This is a genomic window from Angustibacter speluncae (genome assembly GCF_054777815.1).
The window spans coordinates 1-9,220 of record NZ_BAAHAF010000131.1 but is presented as its reverse complement, the minus strand read 5'-3'; the positions used below and the strand labels follow the sequence as shown (position 1 = coordinate 9,220).

At 76.7% G+C, this 9,220-nt stretch carries 8 protein-coding genes and 2 pseudogenes; 4 read left to right on the top strand and 6 right to left on the bottom strand.

Annotated elements, in window-relative coordinates; translation table 11 throughout:
* A pseudogene (locus ACYVKY_RS15330) lies at window positions 1–427 on the bottom strand (hypothetical protein); the annotation flags it as partial.
* Window positions 424–1,236: a peptidylprolyl isomerase gene (locus tag ACYVKY_RS15325; RefSeq protein WP_460435856.1), complete on the bottom strand. Its 813-nt coding sequence runs from the start codon at window positions 1,234–1,236 to the stop codon at window positions 424–426. The gene ACYVKY_RS15325 and the pseudogene ACYVKY_RS15330, both read right to left, overlap by 4 nt.
* Before the next feature lie 118 nt (window positions 1,237–1,354).
* Here ACYVKY_RS15325 and ACYVKY_RS15320 point away from each other — a divergent pair, with 118 nt between their 5' ends.
* On the top strand, window positions 1,355–2,071 hold the full coding sequence (locus tag ACYVKY_RS15320; protein WP_460435855.1) for an MBL fold metallo-hydrolase: 717 nt from the start codon (window positions 1,355–1,357) through the stop codon (window positions 2,069–2,071).
* Complete coding sequence (hisS, locus tag ACYVKY_RS15315; RefSeq protein ID WP_460435854.1) at window positions 2,071–3,414, top strand: histidine--tRNA ligase; 1,344 nt, start codon at window positions 2,071–2,073, stop codon at window positions 3,412–3,414. The genes ACYVKY_RS15320 and hisS overlap by 1 nt, the downstream gene beginning before the upstream one ends.
* A gap of 155 nt (window positions 3,415–3,569) precedes the next feature.
* Here hisS and ACYVKY_RS15310 read toward each other — a convergent pair.
* From ACYVKY_RS15310 to ACYVKY_RS15300, 3 genes and pseudogenes are all read right to left on the bottom strand, one after another.
* A pseudogene (locus tag ACYVKY_RS15310) lies at window positions 3,570–4,553 on the bottom strand (HRDC domain-containing protein); the annotation flags it as partial.
* Between the two features lie 63 nt (window positions 4,554–4,616).
* Window positions 4,617–5,210, bottom strand: a complete 594-nt coding sequence (locus ACYVKY_RS15305) for a LuxR C-terminal-related transcriptional regulator (RefSeq protein WP_460435853.1) — start codon at window positions 5,208–5,210, stop codon at window positions 4,617–4,619.
* 158 nt (window positions 5,211–5,368) lie between these two features.
* Window positions 5,369–5,959 (bottom strand): DUF3000 domain-containing protein, encoded by a 591-nt coding sequence (locus tag ACYVKY_RS15300; protein ID WP_460435852.1) that lies wholly within the window; start codon window positions 5,957–5,959, stop codon window positions 5,369–5,371.
* An 86-nt stretch (window positions 5,960–6,045) separates the two neighbouring features.
* On the opposite strand from ACYVKY_RS15300, the gene hemE reads away from it, so the two are divergent.
* Window positions 6,046–7,089, top strand: coding sequence for a uroporphyrinogen decarboxylase (gene hemE, locus ACYVKY_RS15295; RefSeq protein WP_460435851.1), 1,044 nt, complete (start codon window positions 6,046–6,048; stop codon window positions 7,087–7,089).
* A 3-nt stretch (window positions 7,090–7,092) separates the two neighbouring features.
* Here hemE and ACYVKY_RS15290 read toward each other — a convergent pair whose 3' ends face one another.
* Window positions 7,093–8,190 carry a DUF4349 domain-containing protein gene (locus ACYVKY_RS15290; RefSeq protein WP_460435850.1) on the bottom strand — a complete coding sequence of 366 codons (1,098 nt, stop codon included), beginning with the start codon at window positions 8,188–8,190 and terminating at the stop codon, window positions 7,093–7,095.
* Window positions 8,191–8,360: 170 nt separating this feature from the next.
* Between ACYVKY_RS15290 and hemG the strand changes: the two genes are divergently transcribed.
* The coding region (gene hemG, locus ACYVKY_RS15285; RefSeq protein ID WP_460435849.1) for a protoporphyrinogen oxidase at window positions 8,361–9,220 on the top strand (860 nt) is incomplete at its 3' end.

Here is a 9,220-nt window from a genome sequence, read left to right as displayed (position 1 = left end):
GACGCGGACCCGGACGCGGACCGGGCCGCGGCGCCGCGGCCACCGGCGAGGCGGGCTCCGGCTCGGGGGTCGCCTCCGGCTCGGGCGTGGGCTCGGGCTCGGGCGTGGCCTCGGGCTCGGGCGTGGCCTCGGGCTCCGGGGTCGGCTCGGGCTGGGGCGTGGGCTCGGGCTCGGGGGTCGGCTCGGGCTGGGGCGTGGGCTCGGGCTGGGGCGTGGGCTCGGGCTCGGGCTCGGGCTCGGGCTCGGGCTCGGGGGTGGCCTCGGGCTCCGGTTCCGCGGCGGGCTCGGGCTCAGGAGCGGGCTCGGGCTCCGACGCCGGCGCCGTCGCCTCCAGCGCGGCCGAGCTCTGGATCGCGTCGGCGGTCTCGTCCTGGGCGGGCGTGCGCACCTCGTCGCCCTCGGCCGTGGGCTGCGTGGGCTCGGTCACTGCGCCGTCACTCCCTCGATGCTGATGGCGAAGGCGGGTGCGGTGCCGTCGGCGCCGACGCCGCCCGCGGCGATCTTCTGCACGATGTCGAGGCCGCCGGTGATGCGGCCGAACACCGAGTACCCGCCGGCCTCGTCGGACGGGATGGTCGAGTCCTCGTAGACGAGGAAGAACTGGCTGCCCTGGCTCTCGGCGTCGCCGCCGACCCGGGCCATGGCGAGGGTGCCCGCCGGGTAGAGGTCGTCGGCCGGGGCGTTCTCGATCGGGCCCCAGCTGTAGCCCGGGCCGCCCTGGCCGGTGCCGGTGGGATCACCGCACTGGAGCACGAAGATGCCCTCGACGGTCAGCCGGTGGCAGGGCGTCGAGTCGTAGAAGCCGTCGCGGGCGAGCTGGACGAAGTTCGCCACCGACTGCGGGGCGAGCGCGCCGTCGAGCTCGAGGGTGATGTCGCCGCACGTCGTGGTGATGGTGGCGGTCCAGGTGCGGCCCTCGGCGACCGACGGGTCCGGCGCGGCCGGGAACTGCGCGGGCTCGGGGTTCGGCTGCGTCGTCACCTCGGGGCACGGGTTGTCGGCCGCGGGCTCGGTGGTCTCGGTCTCGGTCGGCGTCGTCGCCACGTCGGTGCCGTCGTCGCCGCGGTTCGCGAGCCACCAGACCAGCCCGATCACGAGCACGGGGACCAGCACCCCGGCGACCACGAACGAGACGTTGCGGACGCGGCGGCGCCGTTCGGCCCGCACCGACTGCCGCTCCTGCCAGTCGGCGTACCGACGACGTGCGTACTCGCGCTCCCGCTTGCTCGGCGACACGGGGAACCCTCCCAGGTTCGGGTGGCCGGGTGTCGCTGACGAGGTGGGTCCCGAGAGCGCCCGGCGATGACGGACCGGGCACGAGTCTAGGGGGAGTCGCCTCGGTAGGCTCCCGCACGTGCTGCTGTCCGCCTTCCCGGCCGCCGCGTTCGGCACCAACTGCTACGTCCTGGCCCCCGCACCGGGGGAGGAGTGCGTCGTGGTCGACCCCGGCATCGGCGTCCTCGACGACCTCGCCGCCGTGCTCGCCGAGCACCGGCTGCGCCCCGCCGCGGTGCTGCTCACGCACGGCCACCTCGACCACGTCTACTCGGTGACGCCGGTGTGCCAGGGCCACGGCGTGCCGGCGGTCGTGCACGGTGACGACGCCTACCGGCTCGACGACCCCATCAGCCTGCTCGACCCGTCGCTGGTGCGGATGCTCGAGCAGCAGTTCGGCGAGCGGGCTTCGTGGACCGCCCCGGACGACGTGCGCCGGGTCGGCGACGACGACCGGCTCGACCTGGCCGGCGTCCCGCTGCGGGTGCTCCACGCGCCCGGGCACACCGAGGGCTCGGTCATGTTCGCCGCCGACGACGTGCCGACGTCGCTGTCCGGCGAGGTGGGCGACCCCGGCCGTCCGACCTCCACGGTGCTGTCCGGCGACGTCCTCTTCCGCGGCAGCATCGGCCGCACCGACCTGCCGGGCGGCTCGCACGAGGCGATGCTGCGGTCGCTGCGCGACGTCGTGCTGCCCCTGCCCGACGACACCCTGGTGCTGCCCGGCCACGGCCCGCACACCACGATCGCCCAGGAGCGCGCCACGAACCCCTACCTGACGGGAGCGGCGTCCTGATGGCCCGCACCACGCCGATCTCCGGCTTCCCCGAGTGGACGCCCGCCCAGCGCGCCGTCGAGCAGCAGGTGCTCGACGAGCTGCGCCGGGTGTTCGAGCTGCACGGCTTCCCCTCGATCGAGACCCGCGCCGTCGAACCGGTCGCGCAGCTGCTGCGCAAGGGCGAGATCGACAAGGAGGTCTACGGCGTCCGTCGGCTGGCCTCGCGCGCCGAGGGCTCGTCCGACGACGAGCTCGCCCTGCACTTCGACCTGACCGTGCCGTTCGCGCGCTACGTCCTCGAGCACGCCGGGAGCCTGCAGTTCCCGTTCCGCCGCTACCAGGTGCAGAAGGTCTGGCGCGGCGAGCGACCCCAGGAGGGCCGCTACCGCGAGTTCGCGCAGGCCGACATCGACGTCGTCGACCGCGACACCCTGTCGTTCGGCTACGAGGTCGAGATGCCGCTGGTCATGGCCGAGGCGTTCGAGGGACTGCGGCGGCTCGGCCTGCCGGCCATGACGATCCGGGTCAGCAACCGCCGGCTCGCCGAGGGCTTCTACCTCGGGCTCGGCCTCGACGACCCCACCGCGGTGCTGCGCGCCGTCGACAAGCTCGACAAGATCGGTCCGGACGGCGTGCGCCGCGACCTGCTCGCCGTCGGCGCGTCGGACGCGCAGGTCGACGCGTGCCTCGCGCTCGCGTCGATCCGTTCCAGCGGAACCGGTTTCGTCGACCAGGTGCGCGCCCTGGGGTCGCGCCACGACCTGCTCGACCAGGGTCTGGAGGAGCTGGCGGCCGTGGTCGGCGCGGCCGAGCGGCGCGCGCCCGGCGCGCTCGTCGCCGACCTGTCCATCGCGCGCGGGCTCGACTACTACACCGGCACCGTGTACGAGACGACGATGGCCGGCTTCGAGCAGCACGGGTCCGCGTGCTCCGGCGGTCGGTACGACTCGCTCGCCTCCGACGGCAAGGTGACCTACCCGGGGGTCGGCATCTCGTTCGGCGTGACCCGGGTGCTCGGGCTCCTGTTCGGGCGCGGGCTCACCGCGTCGCGGTCGGTGCCCACCGTCGCGCTCGTCGCCGTCACCGACGAGGAGCGGCGCCCGGACGCGGAGGCCGTCGCCGGTGCGTTGCGCGGCCGCGGCATCTCGGCGCTGGTGTCGCCGGCGGCCGAGAAGTTCGGCAAGCAGATCCGGTTCGCCGACCGGCGCGGCATCCCCTACGTGTGGTTCGTGGGCGCGGGCGAGGCCGGGGGCGACCAGGTGAAGGACATCCGCAGCGGCGAGCAGGTCGACTCCGACGCCGCGTCGTGGACGCCGCCGGCGCAGGACCTGCGCCCGCAGGTGGTGCCCGCAGGCGAGTGAGCACCGGTCCGGCGCCCGAGGCCCCCGCCGCGGTCGCCGAGGCCGTGCGGGTGGCCCGGCGCGTCGGGCTGGTGCCCGACGGCGTCGTCGACCCCGTCGTGCTGTACCAGGGCGCGAACCTGGTGGTGCACCTGCGCCCGGTCCCGGTCGTCGCCCGGGTCGCCCACGTCACCGCGCTCGCGCTCGGGGACGCGGCGGCCGCGCTCGATCGCGCCGAACCAGCGCCCGGCCTGGCGGCGGTTGGCCGGCCCGGAGAACACCGGCAGCGCGGTGAGCTCCTCGATGCTGGCGGGCATCGCCGTCGCGGCGTTCACGATGGCGCGGTCGGGCAGCACCCGGCCGGGGGCGATGTCGCGGCGCTCGGCGATGCGGTCGCGCTCGGTCCACAGCTCGCGCACGACGGCCAGGCCGCGGCGGCTGCGCACCTGGTGCAGCTGGGAGGTGCGGCGCCACGGGTCGGTGCGGGGCGGGGGAGGCGGCGCGTCGCGCACGGCCGCGAACTCCTCGCGCGCCCAGACGAGCTTGCCCTGGTCCTCGAGCAGGGCGGCGAGGGCGTCGCGCAGGTCGACCAGGACCTCGACATCGAGGGCCGCGTAGGTGAGCCACGACGCCGGGAGCGGCCGGGTCGACCAGTCGACCGCGGAGTGCTCCTTGGCGAGCCGCAGGCCGAGCAGCTGCTCGACGACGGCGGCCAGGCCGACCCGCTCCAGCCCGGCGATGCGCGCGCCGAGCTCGGTGTCGAACAGCTCGCCACCGGGCACGAGGCCGACCTCGGCCAGGCAGGCGAGGTCCTGCGACGCCGAGTGCAGCACCCACTCGGCGTCGCCGAGGGCCTCCCGCAGTGCTGTCAGGTCGGGCAGGGGCACGGGGTCGACCAGCACGGTGCCCGCGCCGGCGCGGCGGAGCTGGACGAGGAAGGCGCGCTGGCCGTAGCGGTAGCCCGAGGCGCGCTCGGCGTCGACGGCGACCGGACCGGTGCCGGCGGCGAGGGCGTCGGCGGCCCGCGCGAGGGCGTCGGCGGTGACGACGACGTCGGGGACGCCGTCGCGGGGTGCGGTGAGGGGCGTCGCGGCGTCGTCCGGGGTCGGCGTCGCCGGGGTCTCGGTCACGGGCGACGCGCTCGGCGTCGGGTCGGGCACGGACCCCACCGTATTGCGTGCGGGGTCAGCAGCAGCGCAGGCGGGACGGTCGGCGGGGCCGCGTCAGCGGATGACGCCGGCCCGCATGGCCAGCACGACCATCTCGGCGCGGTCGCCGGTGCCGAGCTTGCGCGCGATGCGGGCCAGGTGGCTCTTCACGGTGAGCGCGGACAGGCCGAGGCGCTCGCCGACGTCGCGGTTGGAGTGGCCCTCGGCCACCAGCTGCAGCACCTCGAGCTCGCGCTGCGACATGCCGGCCAGGGTGCCGGTGGGCGCCGCGGACTGCTGCGGCGCGGAGCGGGTGACGAGGAAGCACCGGACGCCGGCGGCGGCGGACGCGCGCACCAGGGCGGGGTCGTCGCTGCCGGACAGCACCACGACGCGCTGCCAGCCCGCGGCCCGCAGCTCGCGAGCGAGGGAGATGCCGGACCCGTCGGAGAGGGTGGCCTCGACGATGCAGATCTCGCCGGGGCGGCCGGCCGCGGCGCGACGGGCCTGGGCGACGGTGCTGGCACCGAGCACGTCGGTGGCACCGAGGGCGCGCAGGATGCGCACCGCCGCGTCCCGCGCCGCCGGGTTCTGCACGGTCACGAGTGCCGTGTACCGCCCGGTGCGGACGGGCGCAGCGCTGGTCGTGCGCTCCACCATGGTTGTCACCCCATGCCTCCTCGACGGCCGGTCTCGATCTGCTTGCTCCCCCTATCGGCCCAGGTGCCTACCGACTGTAGGGCTTGAGGTCACCGATCGTCCTGGCGACCACGGGATCTTCCGGACGAAGGGGACGTCCCGGACGTCTCGACGATCGGTGCAGGCGGTCAGCGCAGGCCGCGACGCAGGGCGGTGACGCCGTCCGGCAGCGGCGGCAGGCCCGCGACCGTCGACAGCAGGTCGGCCCAGCCGTGCAGGTGCGCGGTGACGTCGTCGTCCTCGTCGACCGTCCAGGACGCGCGGATCTCGACCTCGACCGTCGGCTCCCGGTCGCGCAGCGTGCCGTGGCAGTCCGACAGCACCCGCGTCACCGTGCCGCCCAGCGCGGTGGCCACCGCGCCGGACGCGGCCAGGCAGTCGGTGAGCCAGGCCCACCCGACGTCGCTCAGCAGGGGGTCGGACGCGAACTCCGGCTCGAGCGCGGCCCGCACGTAGGTGACGACGCGGGTCGTGCCCTCCCACGCCTCCTGGCCGTCGGGGTCGTGCAGCAGCACGAACCGGCCGCTGGCCACCTCGGGGCCTTCGGCGCCGGCCGTGGCGTCGACCTCGGCGGACAGGGCGAGCGCGTGCGGGGCGATCCGCTGCGGCGCCGGCACCTCGACCAGGCGCACCTCCGGCCGCAGCCGAGCCGCGCGCAGCGCCGTCGCCGCGCGGGAGAACGCCGCCGGCACGCCGGCCGGCAGATTGGTCACCGCCACCCGGGCAGCGTACGTCGGGCGGGGCCCGCGGGGACGGAACCCGGCCCGGTGCGGCGGGGCCGCGTCGCCCTCGCGAGAATGGGGACGTGACCCTCCCCGCGCTCGCGTCCTCCCCGTTCCTCGCGGCCTGCCGCGGTGAGCGCCCCGCGCACCACCCGGTCTGGTTCATGCGGCAGGCGGGTCGGTCGCTGCCGGAGTACCGCGAGGTGCGCAAGGACGTGCCGATGCTGCAGGCGTGCGCCACGCCCGACCTGGTCACCGAGATCACGCTGCAGCCGGTGCGCCGGCACGGGGTCGACGCGGCCGTCCTCTACTCCGACATCGTGGTGCCGCTGCACGCCGCCGGGGTCGACGTCGACATCGTGCCCGGCACCGGTCCGGTGATGGGGGCGCCGGTGCGCACCGCCGCCGACGTCGAGGCCCTGCCGGCGCTCGACCCTGCGCAGCTCGACCCTGTCGCGACCGCGGTGCGGCAGCTGGTCGGCGAGCTGGGGAGCACGCCGCTGATCGGCTTCGCCGGGGCGCCGTACACGCTGGCGAGCTACCTGGTCGAGGGCGGCCCGAGCAAGAACCACGAGGCGACCAAGGCCCTGATGTACGGCGACCCCGGGCTCTGGGACGAGCTGATGCGGCGCCTGGTCGACACCACCACCACCTTCCTGCGCACCCAGGTCGAGGCCGGGGCCTCGGCGGTGCAGCTGTTCGACTCCTGGGTGGGGTCGCTGCCCGAGGCCGACTACCGCCGGTACGTCATGCCGCACTCGGCCGCCGTGCTCGCCGCCGTCGCCGACCTCGGCGTGCCGCGCATCCACTTCGGCGTCGGCACCGGCGAGCTGCTGGCGGCGATGGGGGAGGCGGGCGCCGACGTGGTCGGCGTCGACTTCCGGGTGCCGCTCGACGTCGCCTCGCGCCGCATCGGTCCCGACCGCTCGGTGCAGGGCAACCTCGACCCGGCCGTCCTGTTCGCCCCGTGGCCGGTGGTCGAGGAGCGGGTGCGGGCGATGCTCGAGGCCGGACGCGCCGCACCCGGGCACGTGGCGAACCTCGGGCACGGCGTGCTGCCGACCACCGACCCGGACGTGCTCACCCGCGTCGTCGAGCTGGTGCACGCGGTGCCGGTCGGCGACTGACGCTCAGGCGCCCTCCGCCGGGGGCGCCGCCGGGGGACCCGCCGGCGCACCGGGGGGCGGACCGGGCGGGCCGAAGCCCGACGGGCCGAACGGCCCGACCGGTCGCGCGGGACGCCGGGCCCGGCGGCGACGCAGCCACCACCACAGCGGGACGCCGACCAGCGCGGCCAGGACCGCCCACGGCAGCAGCGCGCCGACGACGACGAGCAGCACGGCGCCGCTGCTCACCAGGGCGTCCCACCCGGCCTCGAGACCGCCGAGGAACCCGGCCCGGTCCTCGGGCGGGGCACCCCCCGGGAGCCGCAGCACCACGGTGACGGTGGCGCGGTCCACCTGCTCCTGCACCGAGGCGCGACGCGCCTCGAGCGACTCCAGGTCGGCGGTGCGCCGGTTCACCTCGTTCTCGAGCATCACGACGTCGTCGAGGTCCTGCGCCCGGGCCAGCAGCGCCTGGGCCTGCTCGACGGCGCGGGTCTGCGACTCGATCCGGGTCTCCAGGTCCACCAGCGTGGTCTCGACGCTCGTGCTCGAGGTCCACCGGCCCTGCTCCTCGCCGAGCCCGGCGGCGGCGTCGACGGTGCTGCCGGCCGCGTCCGGCGGCACCCGCAGCACCAGCACCGCCTCGCCGGGGCCGGCCTGCACCCGGGGCTGCTGCAGCGCGGGGTCGTCCGACCCGTAGGAGCCGCCGTACTGCTCCTGCCCGTAGTACCCCTGGTCGTAGAACCCGTCCTCGTCCAGGTTGAGCGACTCGTCGGCGACCTCGCCGCCGGCCTCCGCGGCGAGCTCGCGCACCCGGGTGGCCGCCGCCGCGAGGTCCTCGACCTCGACCGTCACCTGCGAGCGGGTCACCTTGCGCTCGGCGACGTCGACCTCCTCGCCCGCGTCACCGGCGCCGCCGTCGGAGTCCTCGGTCGTCCCACCGCCCGCGGAGCCGCCGGCACCCCCGCCCTCGTCGGGTGCCTGCGCGGGCGCCTCGACGGAGGCGTCGCCGCCGCTGGCGGTGTCGCTCCCCGCCGAGCACCCGGCGAGCAGGCCGAGGGCGAGGACGGCGGCGGCCGCCCCGCCCCGCAGCCGCGCGCGACGTCGGTGGTTCGTGGTCATGGCGTTCCCCCCGTTGGTCGGGCCGGTGGCTGCTGCGCCTGCGACGTGGTCGGTCGGGCGCCGGTTCCCTGCCGGCGCCGACCAGCGTGACGGCCGCAGGTCGCGAACGGGTCTCGTCCCGGTGACGACCCGGCGACCGACCGGCCGGCGTCCTCGGTCAGACTCGGGAGGTGGCAGCGAGCGCGGACGTGGCGGTCGTGGGCGGCGGCGTCAGCGGGCTGGTCGCGGCGCTGCGGCTGGCGTCGGCCGGTGCGTCGGTGGTCGTCCTCGAGCAGACCGCCCGGCTCGGCGGCGTGCTGCGCCTCGGCGAGGTCGGTGGCGTCCGGGTCGACGTGGGCGCCGAGTCGCTGCTCGCCCGTCGTCCGGAGGCGGTCGACCTCGTCCGCGAGGTGGGGCTGGGCGACGACCTGGTGCACCCGGCGACGGCGCGCGCGGCCGTGTGGTCCCGCGGGGCGCTGCACCCGATGCCGTCCGGGACGCTGATGGGCGTCCCGTCCGATCCGGACGCCCTGGCCGGCCTGCTGACCGCGGACGAGGTCGCGCGCGCCCGCGGCGAGCGGACGGCTCCGGTCGGCGACGACGTCGACGTCGCGACCGCCGTCGCCGACCGGCTCGGCCCGGCCGTCGTCGAGCGGCTCGTCGACCCGCTCCTCGGAGGCGTCTACGCCGGACGCGCCGAGGCGCTGTCGCTGCGGGCCACCGTGCCGGCGCTGTGGCCTGCGGTGCGCGACGGCGGCTCGGTCGTCGAGGCAGCCCGTGCGGTGGCGGCCGCCGGGGCGGCGGTGTCCGGTCCCGTCTTCGCCGGCGTCCGCGGCGGGGTGGGACGGCTCCCCGACGCGGTGGCCGCCCGGGTCCGTGCCGCGGGTGGCCGGGTCCGCACCGGTGCGTGCGTCCAGACGCTCGAGCGGCGCGGCGGTGGGTGGTCGCTGCACCTCGGTCCTGCGGGCCGGGGCGACCGGCTCGACGTCGACGGCGTGGTGCTGGCGGTGCCCGCCCCGGCGGCGGCGCGGCTGCTCGCCGGCCCGCTGCC

Bases quoted from the DNA above. Each gene is read 5' to 3' on its own strand.
- ACYVKY_RS15290 (WP_460435850.1), bottom strand. From the start codon at position 8,190: ATGACCACGAACCACCGACGTCGCGCGCGGCTGCGGGGCGGGGCGGCC.
- hisS (WP_460435854.1), top strand. From the start codon at position 2,071: ATGGCCCGCACCACGCCGATCTCCGGCTTCCCCGAGTGGACGCCCGCC.